Here is an 18,690-nt window from a genome sequence, read left to right on the forward strand (position 1 = left end):
CGCGGGGGGTGGGGTGGCGGGGGGGCGCCCCGCGCCCGGCCCCGCCTCCCCGCTGGGTCCCGCGAGTCCTACGAGGCGGCCTTGAAGCCCCGCAGCCGCAGGCTGTTGCCGACCACGAAGACCGACGAGAAGGCCATCGCCGCACCCGCGATCATCGGGCTGAGCAGGCCCAGCGCGGCGAGCGGCAGGGCGGCGACGTTGTAGGCGAAGGCCCAGAACAGGTTGGTGCGGATGGTGCCGAGGGTGCGCCGGGCCAGCCGGATGGCGTCGGCCGCCGCCCGCAGGTCTCCCCGTACGAGGGTCAGGTCGCCGGCCTCGATGGCGGCGTCCGTGCCCGTGCCCATCGCCAGACCCAGATCCGCCTGGGCGAGCGCGGCGGCGTCGTTGACGCCGTCGCCCACCATGGCGACGCTGCGGCCCTCGGCCTGGAGGCGCTTGACCACATCGACCTTGTCCTCGGGCATGACCTCGGCGATCACCTCGTCGATGCCCACCTCGGCGGCGACCGACTCGGCCACGGCCTTGTTGTCACCGGTCAGCAGGATCGGGGTCAGGCCCAGGGCGCGCAGCCGGGTGATGGCCTCGGCGCTGGTGTCCTTGACCGCGTCGGCGACCTCCAGGACCGCGCGGGCCTCGCCGTCCCAGGCGACCGCGATGGCGGTACGGCCCGCCGCCTCGGCCTCGCGCTTGGCCCGGAGCAGGGCCTCCGGCAGGTGGATCTCCCACTCGGCGAGCAGCTTCTCGCGGCCCACCAGGAGGGCGTGGCCGTCCACGATGCCCTGGACACCGAGTCCGGGAACGTTGGCGAAGTCCTCGGGGGTGGCCAGCTCCCCGGTCCGCTCGGCCGCGCCGGCGGCGACGGCCTGGGCGATGGGGTGCTCGGAGGCGTTCTCCAGGGCGCCGGCCAGCCGCAGGACCTCGTTCTCGTCGGTGGAGGCGGCGGTGTGGACGGCGAGCAGGGTCATCCTGCCGGTGGTGACGGTGCCGGTCTTGTCCAGGACGACGGTGTCGACCTTGCGGGTGGTCTCCAGGACCTCGGGTCCCTTGATCAGGATGCCGAGCTGGGCTCCCCGGCCGGTGCCGACCATCAGCGCGGTCGGCGTGGCCAGCCCCAGGGCGCAGGGGCAGGCGATGATCAGTACGGCGACGGCCGCGGTGAAGGCGGCGGTCCAGCCCTCCCCGGTCGCCAGCCAGACACCGAGGGTGCCCAGGGCGAGCAGGATCACGATCGGGACGAAGACGGCGGAGATCCGGTCGGCGAGGCGCTGGGCCGCGGCCTTGCCGTTCTGGGCGTCCTCGACGAGCTTCGCCATCCGGGACAGCTGGGTGTCGGCGCCGATGCGGGTGGCCTCGACGACCAGCCGGCCGCCGGCGTTGAGGGTGGCGCCGGTGACGCCGTCGCCGGGGGAGACCTCGACGGGGACGGACTCGCCGGTGAGCATCGAGGCGTCCACGGCGGAGGAGCCCTCGACCACGGTGCCGTCGGTGGCGATCTTCTCACCGGGGCGTACGACGAACCGGTCGCCGACCGCCAGATCGGCGGTGGGGATGCGGACCTCGCGCCCCTCGCGGAGCACGGTCACCTCCTTCGCGCCCAGCTCCATCAGGGCCCGGAGCGCTGCGCCCGCCTTCCGCTTGGAGCGGGCCTCGAAGTAGCGCCCGGCGAGGATGAAGGCGGTGACTCCGGCGGCGGCCTCCAGATAGATGTTGGACGCGCCGTCGGTGCGGGAGATGGTCAGCTCGAACGGGTGGGTCATGCCGGGCATGCCCGCGTGGCCGAAGAACAGCGCGTACAGCGACCAGATGAAGGCCGCCGAAGTGCCGACGGAGACCAGGGTGTCCATGGTGGCCGCGCCGTGCTTGAGGTTGGTCCAGGCGGCGCGGTGGAAGGGCCAGCCGGCGTAGACCACGACCGGCGCGGCGAGGGTGAGCGAGAGCCACTGCCAGTACTGGAACTGAAGCGCGGGGATCATCGCCATCGCGATGACGGGGACGGAGAGGAGGACCGCCGTGATCATCCGCTCGCGCAGGGTGCGCAGCTCGCGGTCGTCCTCCGGAGCGCCGTCCTCACCGGGTCCGGCCTCCGCGGCCGTGTCCCGGGGGCGGGGCTCGGTGGCGCTGTATCCGGTCGCTTCGACGGTTCCGATCAGGTCCTGTACGGAGATGTCCGCGCCGCGGTAGGTGACCTTGGCCTTCTCGGTGGCGTAGTTGACCGTGGCCTCGACGCCGTCCATGCGGTTGAGCTTCTTCTCGATGCGGGCCGCGCAGGAGGCGCACGTCATGCCGCCGATGGCGAGCTCTACCTCTTGGTGGGTGGCTGTGTGCGCCACGGTTCCTCCCTGTCCGGTGGCCTATACCCCTAGGGGGTATCTCTTATGGCTCCATGTATACCCCCTCTAGGTATTAATCGCAAGTGTAGGCCGACCCCGGACGCGGTTCCGGATGGGCTCCGGGCGCGGCCGTGCCCCTGTCTTGATCCCGCCCTCGACCGGCAGGGGTGCTGGTGCGCTCGCGGAGCGTGCGCACTAGGCTGGCATTGGACTAGACCTATTTCTAACCATTAGCCGTCGACCAGGAGGAATGGGGTTCCCATGAGCAACCGTGCGGTCCTGGAGGTGATCGCGCTGGACGCGGCGGACGCGGTCGCGGCGCAGTCCGGCGGCGCGGACCGGCTGGAGCTGGTCGCGGACATGGCGGCGGACGGGCTGACGCCGTCGCGGGAGACGTTCGCGCGGATTCGCGCGGCGGTGGATGTTCCGCTGCGGGTGATGCTGAGGCTGGCCGACGGGTTCTCGGCCGGTACGCCCGCGGAGGTGGACGCGCTGGTGCGCGCCACCGAGGGGCTGCGGGCGGAGGGCGCCGACGCCTTCGTGCTCGGCTTCCTCGACGAGGCCGGGAACGCGGACCTCGTGACCGTCGAGCGGCTCGTCGCCGCGATGGAGGGCTGCTCCTGGACCTTCCACCGCGCGATCGACCGCGCGGCGGACCGGGACGCGCTGCGCAAGCAGCTCGCGGACCTGCCCGGGCTCGACACCTACCTCACCGCCGGGGCGCCGGGCGGGGTCGACGACGGCCTCCCCACCCTCCTCACGGAATCGGCCCGCCGGGGCGAGCCCGGGTACGACCCCCTGATCCTGGTGGGGGGTGGGCTCCGCCTCGAACACGTCCCCCAGCTCATCGAGGCCGGCCTCACCGGCTTCCACATCGGCGGCGCGGCCCGCCCCCAGGGCTGGGAGGGCCCGGTGGACGCGGGGGCGGTCCGCGAATGGCGCAAGGTCCTGGACGGGTAGGGGGTGGGCTGTACGGGGTCCTGTGGCCCGGGGGGCCGCGGGGTGCGGGTGTCCTGTGGTGCGGGGTCCGTCCTCAAACTCCCCCAGAGCTGCCTCTGGGAGGTGCCCCCGGCGGGGCTGGGGTTGCTCAGGCTCTCTGGGGAGCTGAGGCACGAAATCCAGCCCCGCCGGCGTTTGAGGCGCGGGGGTTCGGGGGCTGGTCCCCGACGGTGGCCCGCAGGGTGCGGGTGTCCTGTGGTGCGGGGTCCGTCCTCAAACTCCCCCAGAGCTGCCTCTGGGAGGTGCCCCCCAGACGGGCTGGGAGTGGCCGCCCCTGTTGGGGTGCGGGGGGTCGGGGTGCGGGGCCCGGCGCTCGGGGCTGGGCATCCGCGTTGGTGGCGGGACCGGCGGCCTCCGGGCTCGACTCCTCAGGGTCGGCGGGCAGCGGGGTCACGACGGGATCGACCGGGTCTCCCCGCCGATCCCTTCCGGGGACGACCCTGCACCCCCCTCACCCCCCAGCGGCCAGCCCCCCCTCAGCGCCGCGACATGTACAGATCGAGCGCCTTGTGCAGCAACTTGTTCAGCGGGAAGTCCCACTCACCGAGGTACTCCACGGCCTGCCCCCCACTCCCCACCTTGAACCTGAGCAGCCCCAGCAGATGGTTGCCCTCCTCCAGCGTGTCGGTGATGCCCCGGAAGTCGTAGACCCCCGCACCCAGCGCGTGAGCGTCCGACATCATCCGCCACTGAATCGCGTTGTTCGGCTGCACCTCCCGCTTCCGGCTCGTGGACGCGCCGTACGAGTACCAGACATGCTCACCGACGGTCAGCATCGTCGCCGCCGCCAGCACCTCCCCCTCGTGGTGCGCCAGATACAGCCGCATCCGGTCCGGGTCCTCCGCCGTCAGCACCGTCCACATCCGCTGGAAGTACGCCGGCGGTCGCGGGATGAACCGGTCGCGCTCGGCGGTCTCCGCGTACAGCTCGTAGAAGGCGGGCAGATCGTCGTAGCCGCCGAGGACCACCTTCACCCCCGCCTTCTCGGCCTTCTTGATGTTCCGGCGCCACTGCTGGTTCAGACCCCGGTGGATCTCCTCCAGCGACCGCCCCGCGAACGGGACCTGGAACACATAGCGCGGCTGCCCCGCCGCGAAGCCCTCCTCGCCTCCCGCCTCGGTCTGCTGCCAGCCCATCCGCCGCAGCCGGTCGGCGACATCGAAGGCCCCCGGCTCGTGTGCGGTGGCCCGGGCATCGCGCAACTGCCGGGCCTCCGGGTCGGCGATCGCGGCCTTCACCGCCTCCGCGCTCCACCGGCGGGCGACAACGGGCGGCCCCATCTTCACCGAGAACGCGCCCCTGCTCTTGAGATGGGCCAGCATCGGCTCCAGCCATCGCTCAAGATCCGGCGCCTCCCAGGCGATGACCGGCCCCTCGGGCAGATACGCGAGATACCGCTTGAGCCTCGGCAGCGGCCGGAACAGCACCAGCCCCACCCCGGCGAGGCGGCCCCCGTCGTCGAACCACCCCAGACTCTCCGCCCGCCAGTCCGGCTTCACATCCCCCCACGAGGGGACCTGCATATGACTGGCCGAGGGCAGGGCCGCGATGAAGGCCAGATGCTCCTCACGGGTGATCGTCTTGAGGCGGAATCCCATGTGCGCTGCTCCTTCGCTCGACGCGTCAGCCTACTGAGTGCCCCTGTCGGCGATCACGACGAATCCGCACGCCGTGCGGCGATTCCCGGGGCGCTGCCCCCGGCCGGCTCCCATCCCAGCGGCACATGCGCCAGGAACGTCCGCCGCGACCCCAGCCGGTCCAGTACCTGTTCGTACTCCCCGGCGGCGGTGCTCACGGCGGACTGACCCGCCGTCACCACTCCCTGGACGAAACCCCCGACAACCAGCTCCTCGGCCCGCCGCCACCCCGCCCGCCCCAGCGGCTCGGTCATCCCGCACCCGTCCCACAGCACCTCCGCGTGCACCCGCCATCCCCGGTGGACCGCGTACGCCGTGACCCGCTCCAGCGTCCGCGCGGGCGCCCGGTCGCTGGTCGTCAGCGCGTACACGGCGACCAGGAAGCCGTTCGCCGGCTCGGTCAGTCCGGAGAGAAGTTGCTCCCGCCGCGCGGCGAGATGCGCGGTGTCGGGGTGCAGGGGGAGAAGTGGCATGGCGGAGTCCTCCGCGTGAGGGGTTTGGGGGCGCGCGGGGTGGTTGCGCAAGCCCCCTGATCAGGGAACTCGCTCCCGCCGCGCTGCTTCTCAACTACCGTGACGGTCAGGCGTATTGCGTCGCAAGCAAAACGCCGCTGAATAACCATCGCGAGCCCAAAGTGGATTATGCGCAGCCATGCGCACAGGGCCGGGTCGACTGCGCGGGGGCATGGGAGCCTGCGCAGGGTGATACTGAACATGCACAGGGGCACTGGGAGGGTGCACAAGTGGGAGCCAAACGCGGGGCGTCGGGACGTCGCCTGGAACTCGGCATTCAACTGCGGCAGTTGCGGGAGAACTGCCCGGCGATAGAGCCCCACGGAGCCAGAGGGCTGACGCGAAAGGAAGCCGTCCGGGGCCTCAAGGACCTCTCGGAGGCCTCCCTCGCCCGGATCGAGCTGGGTGAACTCAACTTCCGTCGTCATGTGGGCAATCTGCGGACCCTGCTCAAACGTTATGGCGTGACCGATGAGGACCTGGTCCAGCAGTTCATCGAGCTGAACCGCGAAGGCCCGAACGAGCAGTGGCTGACCCAGTACCGCCATGTCATGCCACCGGGCATGCCCCACTATGTGGGGCTGGAGGCCGAGGCACAGGCCATCGCGGCGTACCACCCCACGGTCGTTCATGGGCTGCTCCAGACCGAGGCATACGCCAAGGCGGTCTATGAGATGGACCGTCCCGTGGAGGACACCACGGCAGAGTTCGTGACCCGCAATGTCGGGCTTCGAATGGAGCGAAAGCACCGGGTCCTGACGCGCGAGGACCCCGTGCGCCTTCGGTTCATCCTGGGGGAGGCGGCGTTGCGTGTCCCGATGGGGGACGACGAAGTGATGTGCGAGCAGTACGAGGAGATCATCAGGATCGCCCGGCTGGACCATGTCTCGATACAGATCCTCCCCTTCCGGCGCGGGTATCGAGCGATCAACGACTTCGCGGTACTGAACCTCGGTGGTCTGCCGCCGCGCGTTCAGACCGACAACGCTTGGGGCGCGATCTCCACATCGGACAAGCCCCGAGAAGTGGACCGGTTCACTCGCCGGTTTGACTCGATGGTGGGTGTGGCCCTCGGGGTCGAGGAAACCATCGAATTCCTGACGGAACTAGCCAAGAGGTAGCAGAGCCATTAACACTCACACTCCGGCCACCGAACTGGTAGCCGAAAACGCGTGGTTCAAGTCGTCGTACAGCGGCGGCACCGGCAACAGCTGTGTCGAGGTCGCGGCTCTGACCGGCCGGGTCGGTGTCCGTGACTCGAAGGTGCGGTCCGGTCCGGCCCTGGTGGTTGGCTCGGCGGCCTGGGCGTCGTTCGTGCACTTCGCGGCGGCCTGATCCGTACACACGTACAGCGCGAGTGCCCTCCCCCGGCTCAGGGGGAGGGCACCTCACAGAGACTTCCGAGGTCATGCGGCAGTTCACGCCTCCTCAGTCAGGCGGCCACGGCACGACGGATGCCGTCACCATGCCGTTGTGGTCGAAGGAGCACGGGTCCAGTTCGATGCTGCTGATCAGAACCCCTGGGATGTGCTCGATGCGGGCGAGCGCGCACTTCAAAGCTGTCATGGGTGTCCATGATGTCGTTCTGCTCCACCGTCAGCGGGGTCTGAGGGTGCATGATGAAATGCCAGCCAGGCGTGGTCCCGGCGCTTTCGGACGAAACCATCGATTCTCTTCGACTCGTTTCCCGCGTTCTGGGGTGTGCAGGGACAGCAGATGACGAACCCCACCGGTGCCGGTTCTTGTCGTGGGTCACCTTAAGGCCACATGCCTCCGCCCTCCTGAGTGCGGCTTCGACATCCTTTTTCTGGTGCCGGTCCCCGATTCCCATGGTCATACGACTGCTCCGGCCCGACCGGCCCGGGAATGGGCCGCACGGATTTATCACTCCAACGGGGCGCTGTTCGTATCGAAGGCCCCGGACAGGGGAACGGAGAGAGCATGACCTCCACTGAAGCGGCTCTCCCCGCTCCCGATAAAGCGTGGTTCAAATCTTCCTACAGCGGCGGCACCGGTAATAACTGTGTCGAGGTCGCGGCTCTGACCGGCCGGGTCGGTGTCCGTGACTCGAAGGTGCGGTCCGGTCCGGCCCTGGTGGTCGGGTCGGCGGCCTGGGCGTCGTTTGTGCACTTCGCCGTCCGTACGCCGGCGGGCTGACCCCTCCGGGTCGGAATTCGGTCGCAGAGCTGCCCGCCCGCGCCCTACCCTCGCACCGCGACAGCTCCGATCCCTCCCAACCCCGAGGCACGTATGCACATCCGCTCAGCCGCCCCCCACGACGCCGACTTCCTCGCGCTCATCCTCCTGGAAGCCTTCAACTGGGACGGGAAGGCACGGTTCACGCTCGACGACATGATGCGGGAGCCGCAGATCGCGCACTATGTGAGCGGATGGCCGCAGGCCGGGGATTTCGGGGTGGTGGCCGAGGACGCCTCGGGGGTGGCCATGGGGGCCGCCTGGGCGCGGAGCTTCCCCAGCGACGACCAGGGGTACGGCTACACAGGCCCCGACGTGCCGGAGCTGACCCTCGGCGTGCTGCCGGACTTCCGCAGGCGCGGGGTCGCGCGGGCGCTCATGCGGGGGCTCATCGACCGGGCGGCTCGGACAGGTGTCCCCCGGCTCAGCCTCAGTGTGGAGGACGGGAACGCCGCCGTGGGGCTGTACACCGCGTGCGGGTTCACGACCGTCGGGCGCAACGGCGGGTCGGACACCATGGTGCTCACGGTGGGAGGGGGGCGCGCAGGGGAGGTGCCGGGACGTAAAACGTGATTTGTGGCGCTGAGGGGGCCGCGCTTCGCGGGGGCCCGCACGCGCCGTAAATCATGAGTCCCGGCACCGCACCGGAGCGACCCCCGGTCCCGCCACCACAGGCGCCCCCACACCCCTGGTCACCCGACACTGCCCCCGCGCCCCCGCCCCAGCAGCCCCCCGCCCCAGAGCGCCGGGGGCCTAGCGGAGGCTCACACCGCGCCCAGCTGCTCCGGCAGCTCCTCCCGGTGCACCACCGTCAGCCCCGACACCGCCCGGGTCAGCGCCACGTACAGCCGTCGCAGCCCGGTCCGCTCGTCCGGCTCCCCGGCGACCACGGCGGCCGGCTCGTCCAGGACCACGTAGTCGTACTCCAGGCCCTTCGCCAGCGACGCCGGGACGAGGGTGAGCCGCGACTCGGCGGTGGTCTCGGAGCCGGGGGAGAGCGGGGCGAGCCCCGCGTCCGTGAGGGCGAGGGCCAGCTCCGGCACCCGGGCGTCGGCGGCGATCAGACCCACGGAACCCTCCCGGCGCAGCGCCTCCTCGCAGGCGGCCACCACGGAGGCGGTCGCGGAGGCGGGCTCGGGGGCGACCCGCCGCACCTCCAGTGAGCCGGGGGACTCCCGTACGGAGCTGACCGGCCGCAGCCCGGGGGACATGTGCGGCAGCAGCCGCGAGGCGTAGGCGATCACCTCGCGCGGAACGCGGAACCCGGCGGTCAGCTCCTCCACGGCGGCGTCGGGCTTGCCCAGATGGGTCAGGGCCTCCGCCCAGCTCCCGGTGGCCCACGGGGTGGTCCCCTGGGCGAGGTCCCCCAGCACGGTCGCGGAGCCGGTGGAGCAGCGGCGCCCGACGGCGCGGTACTGCATGGGGGAGAGGTCCTGGGCCTCGTCGAGGACGACATGGCCGAGGGAGGGGGTGCGCTGCACCAGATCCGTCACCTCGTCGATCAGGACCGCGTCGGCCGCCGACCACTTCGCGGACCGGACGCTCCGCGCCGGCCTCTCCCAGCGGACGGTGTGCTGCTCGTCCTCGCTGAGCACGCCGTCGGCGTGGACCGCGAGGTACTCCGGGTCGGAGAGCAGCCGCAGCACCAGCTTCGCCGGGTCGACCGGCGGCCACACGGCCTTGACGGCCGCTTTCACGGCGGGGTTCCGCGCCACCGCGTCCTGCACCCGGTCGTCGGGCGCCTCCCCGGACTCCTCCATGCGGACGAGGACGGAGTGGGCGATGCGCTGGGGGAGGGCGTCGCGGGCGGCGCCGTACCGCATGTCCCGGGCGAGCAGTTCGCGGACGATCGCCTCCAGTTCACCGGCGGGCACGCGCCACCGCCGCGAGCCGCGCACGACCACCACGGGCTCGGTGGGGAGGGTGACATGGGAGCGGACGGCGCGCCGCAGCACCTCGGCCATGCGGGCGTCGCCCTTGACGACGGCCGCCGCCGCGCCGTCCGTGCCCCGGATCTCCACCCCGGCGACCAGGTCGTCCACGGTGGACTGCCGGACGTCCAGCTCGCCGAGGGCGGGCAGCACCTGCTCGATGTAGTGGAGGAAGGACCGGTTGGGCCCGATCACCAGGGTCCCGGTGCGGGCGAGCCGCTCCCGGTGCGCGTACAGCAGATAGGCGACCCGGTGCAGGCCGACGGCGGTCTTCCCGGTGCCGGGGCCGCCCTGGACGCAGACCGTGCCGCCGAGCCCGGACCGCACGATCTCGTCCTGCTCGGGCTGGATGGTGGCGACGATGTCGCGCATCGGGCCGACGCGCGGGCGTTCGATCTCGGCCTGGAGGAGTCTGCTGGTACGGGCCTCCTCGGCCGGGTCGGTGAGGTGCTCGTCCTCGTAGGCGGTCAGCTCGCCCGCGGTGTAGCCGAAGCGGCGGCGCAGCCCGACGCCCAGGGGGTCCTTCCGGGAGGCGCGGTAGAAGGGCTGGGAGACGGGGGCGCGCCAGTCCACCACCATGGGGTCGCCGTCGGCGTCGTGGACGTGCCGGCGGCCGATGTAGAAGCGGAACTCGTCGGGTCCCGGGGCGCTTCCGGCGCCGGGCAGATAGTCGAGACGGCCGAAGAAGAGCGGGGTGTGGCTGAGGTCCGCCAGCTCCTTGATCCGGGTCTCCATCTGGGTGGCCAGCACGAGGGAGTTGACCCAGTTCGCGGTGACATTGCTCAGATCGAGGGCCTCCACGCCCTCGCGCATCACCCGCAGGGCGGTGCGGGAGGCCGTCAGATGGGCGCGCTCACGCGCGAGCGGGCCGGTGTCGGTGTGGTCAGGGGCGTGCGCGGGCACAGGTCGCCTCCGGGCGGACGTACAGGCATGGGGGACATGACATGACCGGCCGGTTTCCGTCCGGGCGGCGGCTCTCCCCGGGGAAACGGGAGGCGGGCAGGCGGGGGAGTCTAGTCATCGGCCGGGAGGAGGGCGAACGGATTTCTCCGCGCGAGGGAGGACCCGGGTCTCCTCCTCAGGTGCCGGACCCTGAGACGAACCCCTATGCCTGGAGTCGTAGGAGGGGCGGGGCAGGGTTCCGCCCTCGGGGCGATGTGGCGGGAGGGGCGGGAAACGAGGATGGGGACATGAACACAGCGACGTTCACCCCCAGCACCCACGCCTCCCGCACCGGCCACACCGAGGGCGGCGCCGCCCCCGCCCCGCAGGGCGTCGGCGGCGCGCTGCGCGCGGTCATGACCTTCGCGGGCGCGCTCTTCAGCGTCGCCGTCCTCGGGGAGTACGCGGAGGACGCGGGCGTCCGCCGCCACTGACCCCGGCTCCTACTTCAGGAGTTCGTCCGCGTCCACGATCCGGTACGCGTACCCCTGCTCGGCCAGGAACCGCTGGCGGTGGGCCGCGAAATCCTGGTCGATGGTGTCCCGGGCGACCACCGAGTAGAAGCGGGCCTCGTGCCCGTCCGCCTTGGGACGGAGTACGCGGCCCAGCCGCTGGGCCTCCTCCTGGCGGGAACCGAAGGTGCCCGAGACCTGGATGGCGACCGTCGCCTCCGGCAGGTCGATGGAGAAGTTGGCCACCTTCGAGACGACGAGCACCGAGATCTCGCCCTGCCGGAAGGCGTCGAAGAGCTTCTCGCGCTGCGCGTTCGAGGTCTCGCCCTTGATGACGGGCGCGTCCAGATGCTCTCCCAGCTCGTCGAGCTGGTCGATGTACTGCCCGATGACCAGGGTCTGTTCGCCCCGGTGCTTGGCGACCAGTGCCTCCGTGACCTTCCGCTTGGTCGCGGTGGTGGCACAGAAGCGGTACTTCTCCTCGGTCTCGGCGGTGGCGTAGGCGAGCCGCTCGGCGTCGGTGAGGTTGACCCGCACCTCCACGCAGTCGGCGGGCGCGATGTACCCCTGCGCCTCGATCTCCTTCCACGGCGCGTCGAACCGCTTGGGTCCGATGAGCGAGAAGACATCCGACTCGCGGCCGTCCTCGCGGACGAGGGTGGCGGTGAGTCCGAGCCTGCGCCGGGCCTGGAGGTCGGCGGTGAACTTGAAGACGGGCGCGGGCAGCAGATGCACCTCGTCGTAGACGATCAGGCCCCAGTCGCGGGAGTCGAACAGCTCCAGATGGGGGTAGATGCCCTTCCGCTTGGTGGTCAGCACCTGGTAGGTGGCGATGGTGACCGGGCGGATCTCCTTCCGCGTACCGCTGTACTCGCCGATCTCCTCCTCGGTCAGCGAGGTCCGCTTCACCAGCTCGTGCTTCCACTGGCGGGCGGAGACGGTGTTGGTCACCAGGATCAGGGTGGTCGCCTTGGCCTGGGCCATGGCGCCCGCGCCGACGAGGGTCTTGCCCGCGCCGCAGGGGAGCACGACCACGCCGGAGCCGCCGTGCCAGAAGCCCTCGACGGCCTGCTGCTGGTAGGGGCGCAGACCCCAGCCGGTCTCGTCGAGGTCGATGCGGTGGGCCTCGCCGTCGACATATCCGGCGTGGTCCTCGGCGGGCCAGCCCAGCTTCAGCAGGGTCTGCTTGATCTGCCCGCGCTCGGAGGGGTGGACGACCACGGTGTCGGGGTCGAGCCGCTCGCCCACCAGGGGCTGGACCTTCTTGGAGCGGAGGATCTCCTCCAGGACGGGCCGGTCGGTGGAGGTGAGGACCAGCCCGTGGACGGGGTGCTTGGAGAGGGTGAGCCGGCCGTAGCGGGCCATGGTCTCGGCGACGTCGACGAGCAGGGCGTGCGGTACGGGGTAGCGGCTGAACTGCACCAGCGCGTCCACCACCTGCTCGGCGTCGTGCCCGGCGGCGCGGGCGTTCCAGAGGCCGAGGGGGGTGATGCGGTAGGTGTGGATGTGCTCCGGGGCGCGCTCCAGCTCCGCGAAGGGGGCGATGGCACGGCGGCAGGCGCCGGCCTGCTCGTGGTCGACCTCCAGGAGGAGGGTCTTGTCGCTCTGGACGATCAGGCAGGACACGCATACCTCCGAAAGTAGGATCGTCCCGTGACAGACAGCACACCCGCCACGGCTCGGGCCCTGCCCCGCGCCAGACGTTCCAAAGGTGTCTCGGCCAGTGCGCCGGGATTGCGCGCTGCCATCTACATCAGACTTTCACGCGAAACAGACGAGTCTACCTCGCCCGAGCGCCAGCGGGCCGCATGCGAGGCGTTGTGTCAGGCCAGGGGCTGGAACATCGTCGCGCTGGAAGAAGACATCGACGTGTCCGGCTATTCCCGGGGACTGGACCGCCCCGGGTTGCAGCGGGTCTTCGCCCGCCTCGCCGAGTTCGATGTGATCGTGTTCTTCAAGATCGACCGTCTCGCCCGGTCCACCGTGGACTTCGCCGAGATCATGAAGGTCACGCAGAGCGCGAGCGTGGCACTGGCATCGGCCAGTGAGCCGCTGGACCTCACGTCGTCCATGGGGCGCGCCATGGCGAAGGTGATCGCGGTCTTCGCCGAACTGGAGTCCGACACCATCGGCATGCGTGTCTCCAGCGCTCATGAGCACCTGCGCCGGGAGGGGCGCTACACGGGTGGCAGGGTGCCGTACGGGTACCGGGTGATCCCGAACCCTGAGGGAGCCGGGAAGGTCCTGGAGATCAACCCTGAGGAAGCGGAGACCATCCACGGGATCGTGGAACGGGTCCTGAACCGGGACTCACTCCTCAAGATCGCATCGGACCTCACCAAGTCGGACAAACCCTCGCCAGGCCACTCGTCTCGGCAGACGACCGGCAAGCGAAGCGATTCGAAGCAGTGGTACACGTCGACGCTGCGCAATATGCTGACCAACCCCCAGTTGCTGGGGCAGGTCATCGAGGATGGCAAGCCGATCCTGATGACCGATGGACTGCCGCTGGTCAACCGCACGCCGATTCTCGACATGGACACCTGGCAGGCCTTGCAGGACGAGCTGAGCCGGCGGGCCAGCCCGGGTGATCGCAGGCGGGAGGGCACGTCGCTGCTGCGCGGGGTTGTCCACTGCGCGGTGTGTGGGACGCGGATGTACACCTACGTCGCCAAGGGGCGGACCCGGTACCGCTGCATCGGCCGCTTGAAGGCGCGACAGGCGGGTGTGGAGAGCACGTGCTACGGGGTGAGCATCGCGGGCGAGGGGACGGAGCAGCACGTCACGGATCTGTTCCTGAAGAAGTTCGGCGCGCTGCGGGTGGTGCTCATGGTCGAGCACGTGGGGGAGGACTTCCGTCCGCAGATCCGGCAGGCCCGGGAAGCGCTGGACGACCTGGAGAAGGACCGGTACGACCGGGGACTGTTCAAGGGGGACGAAGGTGCGCAGAGGTACGCGGCGCAGTACGCCAAGTTGGAGGAGCGCTTGCGCTCGCTGAACGAGAAGCAGCGTCATGCCAAGCCTGCGGGGGTCGAGGCCGTTCCCACGGGCCGGACGCACGCGCAGCTCTGGCACGGTGCCGACACAGCGGGGAAGCGGGATCTGCTGCTCAACGCTGGTACGTACGTCGAAGTCGGCATGTCCCGGAAGGGCGGCCCGAGGCTGGACACGTCCCGTCTGGTGGTCCACTTCGGAGAGGACGGCGAGATTCGCCGTGCGGACGCTGATGGCAAGGACGTTGAAGCGGTCATACGAAGAGCTGTGGCCAGGGACCTTGAGCTGTTCTGAGGCTGCCTGAGGGGCTGTCGCGGTCCGTCGCTGGGGATTCTTCCGGTGGCGGGCCGTTCGGCGTTCCTGGAGTGCGTAAAGGGCTTGGAGAGGTGCCCGTGGCGGTGCCAGGGTCTCGGAGTGGTTCGTGGTTCGGTTCGGTTTTTGTCGTGGGAATGGTGAGGTGATGTTGACGGGGGTGGGTCCGGGTAGCTCTCTTTGCTTCTTCAGGCCCCGTCCGGCACCCCGTCCCAACCCGTGCGATTGCTGGGCTGTAGGCATCTCGCCGGAACCATTCATGATCAACAAAAATGAGAGGGAGGTTGCCACTTGCCAGCCCTTGAGGAGTCGCGCGCCACGTGTTCGGAGTGCCTTGGTCCATGCCCACGCTCCGACCGTGGGACGTGCGGTGCGCCGCTGTGCCGAGAGTCGGCCCGGTTGCAGATCGCCGCCCGTAAGGCTCGTGAGGCGGTGCGTGCCGCCGTAGGCGCCCCTCGGTGCCATCGGTGCGACAAGCCCCATGGTCGGGCCGGGTGGGCGCTGTATTGCGTGCCTTGCGCTGAGGAAGTGGACGCGTCCCGGGAGGCGGAGCGCCGTAAGCGACTGGAGGAGAAGCGGAGGGAAGCGGCCCGCAGACCATGTGAGGGGCTGGAGTGCTCGAACCTTGTGGGCCTGTCGGGCGGGAGGGATCGCTCGTACTGTTCCGACGCCTGCCGCCGTGCCGCTGAGTACATCCGTAAGCGCGCCCGCACCAAGCCCGGCCCGGTGCCCTGCCGGCGCTGCGGCACCCCCGTGGTGCTCAAGTTCCGGGACGGGGTGTGCCGTGCCTGTCAGAAGGTCCAGCGCATTGCCGCACGACGGGTGACGATCCAGCGGCGGGTACGGGCGGCGCATGGTGACGCCGGTTGCTTCCACTGTGCCGCGCCGTTGCCGGAAGAGGGCGTGATTGATCACCTGATCCCGATATCACGGGGTGGACTCTCAACGGTCGCGAACATGCGTGTGGTGTGCGTGCTGTGCAACGCGTCGAAGAAAGATCAACTCATGGACGAGTGGTCTCCGGTGATCTACGCGCGGCAGGGAGACTGAGGCGCACGGGCGGGACTGAACCACTTTGCGCGCTGCGCCCCGCCCCCCCCAGGGGGATGCCCCCTCCTCGTTGTGATTCTGCGCGGCAGGGAGGCTTTTCTTTCGCATGGCTCATCGGAGCGTTTGCGCGGGGCGTTGCTGTGTGTGACGGTCGGCGGGGCGTCCATCAAACGATGGTTTATGAGACACCCCGCTGAGCCGGGCCCGGGGCATCGGAAGCGCGTTCAAAACCCGTCTCAAAACATGCTCGAAACCCCTATCGTTCTGAGACGGGTTCTGAGACGATTCCCGCATGACGACGAACACGAACGCCGGGACCCTGATCGGCTACAAGCGCGTCAGCACCAACGCACAGGACGCACAGCTTCAGACAGACGCGCTGAGCGACGCTGGGTGCTCTCGGGTCTTTGAGGACAAGGCGAGCGGGAAGAACGTGGATCGCGCGGGCTTGATAGCCGCTCTCGACTACATGCGGGACGGGGACACTCTCTGTGTCTGGAAGCTGGACCGGTTGGGGCGCTCCACCAAGGATGTGCTGACGATCGCCGAGGACTTGCACGCACGTGGAATCAGCCTGCGCATCCTTACGGGAACGCTCGCCGGTAGCTACTCCCCGAAGGGTGAGGGGAAGTTCTTCTTCACGATGATGGTCGCCTTTGCTGAGCTTGAGCGAGACATGATCGTTGAGCGGACTCGCGCCGGCCTGGATGCTGCCAAGGCGCAGGGGCGTACGGGTGGACGCCCGACCGTGATGGACGCTGACAAGCTCGCTGCTGCCAAGGCGCGTCGGGCCACGGGGGAGAGCATCACGGCGGTTGCCAAGGCGCTGGGGGTGTCCCGGGCGACGCTGTACCGGGTGCTGAGCGAAGAGGCGTAGCCACCCGACTGGAAGACCGTCCATCCCTGGCGGTGGGTGGACTTCGGGTGTGCGTCAGTGAGTTGAGCCGGCTCCGATGCTCTGCCTCGGGCGTACTCTCGGCTTATGCCTGCAAACTTGGGTGATCGGCTCAGGAACGTTCGCAAGCGTCGGGGGATGACCCAGCAAGGTCTGGCCCGCGCGTCCGGCGTGTCCCTGTCGCTGATCCGGAAGCTCGAACAGGGTGAGAGACAGGACACCCGCCTGGAGACCGCGCGGCTGCTCGCTGCGGCGCTCCGGGTGCCCACCATGTGTCTTGTGGCTGATTCGATGGAGGACGGGGCGAGTTCCACCACCCTTGACCAGTGGTCCGCTGTCAGAGAGGCGCTGACCGCCCCGCTCGGCGACGGTGCCGAGCTGGATGAACCGCCCACCGTGCAAGGGGTGCGTGACGCACTCGGCGCGGCCGTTCCCCTCTTCGCCGGCGACCGGTTCGCGGAGTTGAGGACAGTGCTGCCCCCGCTCCTGCGTGACGCCGACGCCATGGCCCGGATCGACCCCGAGGGGCGCGCTGTCCGTGTGCGCCTCCTGCAGCTCACGGGTTGGCTTCTGGTGCAGACGCGCCAGTTCGAAGCCGCTGAATGGTGTCTGGGGGCCGCCCTGGACGGTTCTGCGGACCGGCTGCAAGGAGCCTGCACGGTCAGCACGATGTGCTGGCTGCTGCTGCGTCAGGGGAAGCTCGGCGAAGCGCGCGAGTTGGCCACCCGTTGGGCCGATGACACGGAACCCCGGCTCTCACGCGCCACGCCGGACGAACTGAGCGCGTGGGGGTGGTTGCTGCTGCGCCTATCGGCTGCGGCAGTACGGGACAACCGCCCGGAAGAGGCTGATGACGCGCTGAGGCTGGCCCACTCCGCCGCTGTGGCCCTCAAGGGGGAGTTCGCTCCGGGTGGGGACTTTCTGCGGGCGTTCGGACCCGTCACGGTGACACTCAAACGGACCGAGAACGCCATGGTTCTGGACCGCCCGGATGTGGTGCTCAAGCTCGCCGCGAAGATCCCCACGACAGGGTTCCGGCCCACTTCGAACAACCGCAATCGTCATCTGCTCGACGTCGCCAACGCCTACGCCAGGACGCGGCAGTACGGGCAAGCCGTCGACACTTTGGCGGGCATCCGTGACGATGCCCCGGAGTGGCTGCCGAACCAGCGGTACGCCCGTGACATCCTCGGCCGCATCGTGGCTGGGCGACGGACGTTGACGGGCGACATGCGTTCCCTTGCCGACACAGTGGGACTGCCCGTGTAACGCTCTGTGGCACTTCCTGTCGATCGTGAACGGGATTGCCATTGTTGCTGGTAGTGGTGATCCCTAGCGTCGTAGGACATGACCACCGAACCCACGCGCTATACCACTTCCCCGATCGAACTGCCCTTGCGGCTGGACCCGGAACCGGCTCCCGTTGAGGGGTGCCCCGGCTGCGTGGAACTCGCCGCCGTACGGGACCGTGCCCGCGCGGGGGGTGACATGACGACAGTCTCCGACTGCAATGTTCATATGCGTCGGCACCCCGAGGGCCACCAGTGACCACCAGCGACGGCGGAAGCGTCCCTGCGGACACGGTACGGCCGTTGCTCGCCTTGAGGGTGTCTCGGGACAGTGGGCGTACCTGGGGCGCTCAGACGGTTGTCCACAGCACGGAGAACCTTGTCCTTCTGTCCTCTGCTGCCTGGCCGCCCTGCGAGTGCCCCAAGTGCGGGGAGTGCTCGTAGTCACCCCCACCGTGAACGGCTCCGTCCGGCTATGGCGAGTGACAGGCGCCGGGCGGGGTGTTCTCGCATTCCTGCTGAATGTGCTAGGTATGTGTATTGCGCTTGATCGTATGGACGATGAGTGGTCCGTTCACACCTGCGCCCTTTCGGTAAGCCAAACCTCCAGTGTGCCGTACTCGTCCTGAGTATCCGTCCGAATGGAGCTGAGTACGCGGGCGGTGCCCCGGGCGGCGGGGGGCCGCTTGAGTGGTGGCATGAGAAGCCCGCAGAACCCCGCAGGCCCGTACGGCTCCGTCCCGCCCCGGATGCCGGTGGCCCCCGCCGACCCGCCGGACCGGCACTGGTGGGCGGCGCCCGCGCTGGCGACGGCGGCGGCGCCGGTGCTGGCGCACCTCGACGCGGGGGCGCTGCCGGGCGGCTGGACGGCGTCGTGGTGGGCGCTGGTGTATCTGCTGCCGCTGGTGCTGGTGGCCGCCTCCTGGCTGGTGGGGCGGACGGCGCGGTGGCGGCGGCCGAGGATCGTGCTGGGGGCGGCGGGGTGCGCGCTGGCGTGGTACATGACGGAGGCGCTCACCACGCTGCTGGTCGGGGTGTGGCTGCTGGGGCAGGTGGTGCGGGTGGTGGACGCGACGCTGGGTTAGCCGGGGGACGGGCCGGTTGCCCGGGGGCGGCGGCCGGTTCGTTCAGGGGACGGCGGGGGCGGCGGC

At 69.9% G+C, this 18,690-nt stretch carries 18 protein-coding genes; 12 read left to right on the top strand and 6 right to left on the bottom strand.

Annotation, left to right across the window (positions count from 1 at the left end; genetic code table 11):
• Positions 1-68 precede the first annotated feature (68 nt).
• On the bottom strand, positions 69-2,330 hold the full coding sequence (locus ABT122_RS18880) for a heavy metal translocating P-type ATPase (RefSeq protein WP_351553013.1): 2,262 nt from the start codon (positions 2,328-2,330) through the stop codon (positions 69-71).
• A 261-nt stretch (positions 2,331-2,591) separates the two neighbouring features.
• Here ABT122_RS18880 and ABT122_RS18885 point away from each other — a divergent pair, with 261 nt between their 5' ends.
• Positions 2,592-3,290: a copper homeostasis protein CutC gene (locus ABT122_RS18885; RefSeq protein WP_351553016.1), complete on the top strand. Its 699-nt coding sequence runs from the start codon at positions 2,592-2,594 to the stop codon at positions 3,288-3,290.
• A gap of 515 nt (positions 3,291-3,805) precedes the next feature.
• On the opposite strand, the gene ABT122_RS18890 is transcribed toward ABT122_RS18885, so the two are convergent.
• Together ABT122_RS18890 and ABT122_RS18895 are read right to left on the bottom strand one after the other, a co-directional pair.
• Positions 3,806-4,927, bottom strand: coding sequence for a lipid II:glycine glycyltransferase FemX (locus tag ABT122_RS18890; RefSeq protein ID WP_351553019.1), 1,122 nt, complete (start codon positions 4,925-4,927; stop codon positions 3,806-3,808).
• A gap of 53 nt (positions 4,928-4,980) precedes the next feature.
• Entirely contained in the window at positions 4,981-5,439 is a 459-nt protein-coding gene (locus tag ABT122_RS18895) for a hypothetical protein (protein ID WP_351553022.1), read from the bottom strand.
• Between the two features lie 269 nt (positions 5,440-5,708).
• Here ABT122_RS18895 and ABT122_RS18900 point away from each other — a divergent pair, with 269 nt between their 5' ends.
• Together ABT122_RS18900 and ABT122_RS18905 are read left to right on the top strand one after the other, a co-directional pair.
• Positions 5,709-6,599, top strand: coding sequence for a helix-turn-helix domain-containing protein (locus tag ABT122_RS18900; RefSeq protein WP_351553025.1), 891 nt, complete (start codon positions 5,709-5,711; stop codon positions 6,597-6,599).
• Between the two features lie 34 nt (positions 6,600-6,633).
• Positions 6,634-6,813: a DUF397 domain-containing protein gene (locus ABT122_RS18905; RefSeq protein WP_351553203.1), complete on the top strand. Its 180-nt coding sequence runs from the start codon at positions 6,634-6,636 to the stop codon at positions 6,811-6,813.
• A gap of 93 nt (positions 6,814-6,906) precedes the next feature.
• On the opposite strand, the gene ABT122_RS18910 is transcribed toward ABT122_RS18905, so the two are convergent.
• Complete coding sequence (locus tag ABT122_RS18910; RefSeq protein WP_351553028.1) at positions 6,907-7,044, bottom strand: hypothetical protein; 138 nt, start codon at positions 7,042-7,044, stop codon at positions 6,907-6,909.
• 375 nt (positions 7,045-7,419) lie between these two features.
• On the opposite strand from ABT122_RS18910, the gene ABT122_RS18920 reads away from it, so the two are divergent.
• Together ABT122_RS18920 and ABT122_RS18925 are read left to right on the top strand one after the other, a co-directional pair.
• Entirely contained in the window at positions 7,420-7,635 is a 216-nt protein-coding gene (locus ABT122_RS18920) for a DUF397 domain-containing protein (RefSeq protein WP_351553031.1), read from the top strand.
• A 93-nt stretch (positions 7,636-7,728) separates the two neighbouring features.
• Positions 7,729-8,247, top strand: a complete 519-nt coding sequence (locus ABT122_RS18925) for a GNAT family N-acetyltransferase (RefSeq protein WP_351553034.1) — start codon at positions 7,729-7,731, stop codon at positions 8,245-8,247.
• 191 nt (positions 8,248-8,438) lie between these two features.
• Here ABT122_RS18925 and ABT122_RS18930 read toward each other — a convergent pair whose 3' ends face one another.
• A complete protein-coding gene (locus ABT122_RS18930) occupies positions 8,439-10,508 on the bottom strand; it encodes a HelD family protein (RefSeq protein ID WP_351553037.1) in 2,070 nt (689 codons plus the stop codon).
• Between the two features lie 287 nt (positions 10,509-10,795).
• On the opposite strand from ABT122_RS18930, the gene ABT122_RS18935 reads away from it, so the two are divergent.
• Complete coding sequence (locus ABT122_RS18935) at positions 10,796-10,981, top strand: hypothetical protein (RefSeq protein ID WP_351553040.1); 186 nt, start codon at positions 10,796-10,798, stop codon at positions 10,979-10,981.
• 9 nt (positions 10,982-10,990) lie between these two features.
• Here ABT122_RS18935 and ABT122_RS18940 read toward each other — a convergent pair whose 3' ends face one another.
• Complete coding sequence (locus ABT122_RS18940) at positions 10,991-12,625, bottom strand: DNA repair helicase XPB (RefSeq protein WP_351553044.1); 1,635 nt, start codon at positions 12,623-12,625, stop codon at positions 10,991-10,993.
• Between the two features lie 27 nt (positions 12,626-12,652).
• Here ABT122_RS18940 and ABT122_RS18945 point away from each other — a divergent pair, with 27 nt between their 5' ends.
• The 6 genes from ABT122_RS18945 to ABT122_RS18970 all read left to right on the top strand — a co-directional run bounded on the left by ABT122_RS18945 (position 12,653) and on the right by ABT122_RS18970 (position 18,624).
• On the top strand, positions 12,653-14,287 hold the full coding sequence (locus ABT122_RS18945; protein ID WP_351553046.1) for a recombinase family protein: 1,635 nt from the start codon (positions 12,653-12,655) through the stop codon (positions 14,285-14,287).
• A gap of 771 nt (positions 14,288-15,058) precedes the next feature.
• A complete protein-coding gene (locus ABT122_RS18950; protein WP_351553048.1) occupies positions 15,059-15,355 on the top strand; it encodes an HNH endonuclease in 297 nt (98 codons plus the stop codon).
• A gap of 292 nt (positions 15,356-15,647) precedes the next feature.
• Positions 15,648-16,232, top strand: a complete 585-nt coding sequence (locus tag ABT122_RS18955) for a recombinase family protein (RefSeq protein ID WP_351553050.1) — start codon at positions 15,648-15,650, stop codon at positions 16,230-16,232.
• A 105-nt stretch (positions 16,233-16,337) separates the two neighbouring features.
• A complete protein-coding gene (locus ABT122_RS18960; protein WP_351553051.1) occupies positions 16,338-17,519 on the top strand; it encodes a helix-turn-helix transcriptional regulator in 1,182 nt (393 codons plus the stop codon).
• Positions 17,520-17,597: 78 nt separating this feature from the next.
• Positions 17,598-17,798: a hypothetical protein gene (locus ABT122_RS18965; protein ID WP_351553054.1), complete on the top strand. Its 201-nt coding sequence runs from the start codon at positions 17,598-17,600 to the stop codon at positions 17,796-17,798.
• Between the two features lie 439 nt (positions 17,799-18,237).
• The gene (locus ABT122_RS18970; RefSeq protein ID WP_351553056.1) at positions 18,238-18,624 is read left to right on the top strand and encodes a hypothetical protein; all 387 of its coding nucleotides are present in this window, start codon (positions 18,238-18,240) and stop codon (positions 18,622-18,624) included.
• The last annotated feature ends 66 nt before the right edge of the window (positions 18,625-18,690 follow it).

This window comes from Streptomyces sp. NPDC001985 (genome assembly GCF_040296845.1).
Classification (GTDB): domain Bacteria; phylum Actinomycetota; class Actinomycetes; order Streptomycetales; family Streptomycetaceae; genus Streptomyces.

Excerpts from the sequence above, each read along its gene's own strand:
- ABT122_RS18885 (WP_351553016.1), top strand. The coding sequence starts at position 2,592 with ATGAGCAACCGTGCGGTCCTGGAGGTGATCGCGCTGGACGCGGCGGAC.
- ABT122_RS18890 (WP_351553019.1), bottom strand. The coding sequence starts at position 4,927 with ATGGGATTCCGCCTCAAGACGATCACCCGTGAGGAGCATCTGGCCTTC.
- ABT122_RS18895 (WP_351553022.1), bottom strand. The coding sequence starts at position 5,439 with ATGCCACTTCTCCCCCTGCACCCCGACACCGCGCATCTCGCCGCGCGG.
- ABT122_RS18910 (WP_351553028.1), bottom strand. The coding sequence starts at position 7,044 with ATGACAGCTTTGAAGTGCGCGCTCGCCCGCATCGAGCACATCCCAGGG.
- ABT122_RS18920 (WP_351553031.1), top strand. The coding sequence starts at position 7,420 with ATGACCTCCACTGAAGCGGCTCTCCCCGCTCCCGATAAAGCGTGGTTC.
- ABT122_RS18925 (WP_351553034.1), top strand. The coding sequence starts at position 7,729 with ATGCACATCCGCTCAGCCGCCCCCCACGACGCCGACTTCCTCGCGCTC.
- ABT122_RS18935 (WP_351553040.1), top strand. The coding sequence starts at position 10,796 with ATGAACACAGCGACGTTCACCCCCAGCACCCACGCCTCCCGCACCGGC.
- ABT122_RS18955 (WP_351553050.1), top strand. The coding sequence starts at position 15,648 with ATGACGACGAACACGAACGCCGGGACCCTGATCGGCTACAAGCGCGTC.
- ABT122_RS18960 (WP_351553051.1), top strand. The coding sequence starts at position 16,338 with ATGCCTGCAAACTTGGGTGATCGGCTCAGGAACGTTCGCAAGCGTCGG.
- ABT122_RS18965 (WP_351553054.1), top strand. The coding sequence starts at position 17,598 with ATGACCACCGAACCCACGCGCTATACCACTTCCCCGATCGAACTGCCC.
- ABT122_RS18970 (WP_351553056.1), top strand. The coding sequence starts at position 18,238 with ATGAGAAGCCCGCAGAACCCCGCAGGCCCGTACGGCTCCGTCCCGCCC.